This is a genomic window from Burkholderia sp. E168m23 (assembly GCF_016586125.1).
Classification (GTDB): domain Bacteria; phylum Pseudomonadota; class Gammaproteobacteria; order Burkholderiales; family Burkholderiaceae; genus Burkholderia; species Burkholderia orbicola.
Window position 1 is genome coordinate 1 of the sequence record NZ_BCPP01001076.1, and the last position, 2214, is coordinate 2214.

At 64.4% G+C, this 2214-nt stretch carries 2 protein-coding genes; one reads left to right on the forward strand and one right to left on the reverse strand.

Annotated features, from left to right (window positions below; genetic code table 11):
- Positions 1–746 (reverse strand): glycoside hydrolase family 3 N-terminal domain-containing protein (locus tag JMF90_RS34190; RefSeq protein ID WP_201326084.1); only part of this gene is annotated, 746 nt, incomplete at its 3' end.
- A gap of 503 nt (positions 747–1249) precedes the next feature.
- Between JMF90_RS34190 and JMF90_RS34195 the strand changes: the two genes are divergently transcribed.
- The coding region (locus JMF90_RS34195) for an ABC transporter substrate-binding protein (RefSeq protein WP_236598097.1) at positions 1250–2214 on the forward strand (965 nt) is incomplete at its 3' end.

A 2214-nucleotide genomic window follows, 5' to 3' on the forward strand; every position in this document is an offset into this window, starting at 1 on the left:
ATCGAAAGCGTATCGCGCGACGTGCTCGATGGATGCTCGACATCGATGGCAGGCACCAGCGCGGGCCCCGCCATGACCGCCTTGACGCCGCCGGCGATCAATGCCCGAAACACGTCGAGCGTCGGCGCGAGCTCGGCGAGCCCGCCGCCCACGACCGCCTCGTCGAGCGCCGGATCGAGCGCCGTGACCGGATGCCCGGGGAAATGCTTGGCGGTTGCCGCGACGCCCGCCGATTGCACGCCCTGCACGAACGCGTGGGCAATGCGCAGTACATCGGCGGCATCGGCGCCGAGATGCCGCCCGTCGAGCCAGGGATTCGCGCCCACCACGACATCGGCGATCGGCGACAGAAACAGGTTGACGCCCAGTTCGCGCGCCGCCGCGGCGACCGCGGCGGATCTTTCAACGATCGTCTCGGTGCCGGCGCGCAAGGCGTCGTCGAGCGACGGCAGCGCGGGCACGAGCGCATGCAGTCGTTGTATCCCGCCGAGTTCCTGATCGACGGCCACCAGCACTCCCGACCCTGCCCGCCTCCGGGTCGATTCGACGACATCCCTGAAGTGCGCGGCGGTCTCGTCCGCGCGGCGCTGCGCGCTCATCGCGCGTCCGACGTACTCGTCACGCGTCTCGCCCAGCAGTACCGACACGCCGCCCCGGTCGAGATATCGGCACACATCGTCGCTGAGCGTCAGGCCCGCGAATGCCGGCAACAGAACCGCGTAAGCGTCTCGATCGTAATCGTTCACAGCAGGACTCCCCTGTATAAGGTGCAAATTTCGCCACGACGGCCGCCGAGCCCGCCCGAATCCACGCGATGCAGTGGGTGCACCCGGCGGTTTCCCCCTGCAAGACGCTCGGCGAAGTGCATGCCGGCATGGTCTCCATAGAAAAATGTCGCGACAAGTTCGCGACTCGCCTTTTTGCGACGCACAGCGAAGCAGATCGGGCGTCGGTCCGCGCATCCTCGAGTGCGCGCGGTTTTGACCTGCGTCGACCGACTGCCGCGAGATACCCCGACATACCCGCTTGCTCCGCCCGGTAGCGTCATCGTGCGTCTCGAAACGGACGATCGCGAAATTGCGTACGTCAATTTGCCTTCCGATACTCGCCGGGCGCTCGTGCATAGCGACGCACGAGCGGGAACCGGCGTAGGTCAGATGTCATCTGAGGAGATTGGATTGTGAAGGCAAAAACAAGATTGCGGCGTATTTCGGCTCGGGCGGTCGTATCGACCGTCGCGAGCTTTTCGATGGTCGGCATGGCCGGTGCGCAGGCGCAAACGGTCGAGGTCGTTCATCAATGGACCTCCAGCAGTGAAGCCTATGCGCTCCAGGCGCTCAAGGACGCGTTGCAGAAGAAGGGCATCGGCTGGAAAGACAGCGCGATCGCCGGCAACGACGGCGCCAATCAACAACAGGCATTGCAGGCGCGGCTGGCGGCAGGGAGCGCGCCGGCAGCGGCGCAGGCCCAGCCGCAGCTGCTTTTTTCGTATGCCGAACAAAATGAGCTCACGAATCTCGACAGCCTCGCGAAGGCCGGCAACTGGGACAAGCTGATCGCGCCCGAGCTGATCCCCTACGTGAAATACAAGAACGACTGGTACGGCGTTCCGGTCAACGAGCACCGCGAGAACATGTTCTGGATCAACGCCAAGATCCTGCAGAAGTACGGCGGCAAAGCCCCGACCACCTGGGATGAATTCAACGCGCTGGCCGAGCGCATGAAGAAGGACGGCATCATCCCGGTCGCGCTGGGCGGCGAGGACTGGCAGGAAGCGGAGATCTTCAGCGATCTCGTCATCGGCATCGGCGGCCCCGCCTTTTACAAGAAGGCGATCATCGATCACGACCCCGCGACGATCCAGGGACCCACCATGCTCAAGGTGTTCGACCAATTGCGCAAGATCATCGGCTTCACGGATCCGAACCGCGCCGGTCGCGACTGGAACGTGGCGACGCAAATGGTCATCGACGGCAAGGCGGCGATGCAGATCCATGCGGACTGGGCCAAGGGCGAATTCCTCCGGGCAGGCAAGAAGCCGGGCATCGACTTCGTGTGCGCGGCGACGCCGGGAAGCGGTCACGCGTTCGTATGGGTCGTGGACACCATGACGTTCTTCAAACAGAAGAATCCCGCTGCCGCCGCCAATCAGGCGACGCTCGCCAATCTGGCCATGAGCGCCGACGTGCAGGAGAACTTCAATCTGCGCAAAGG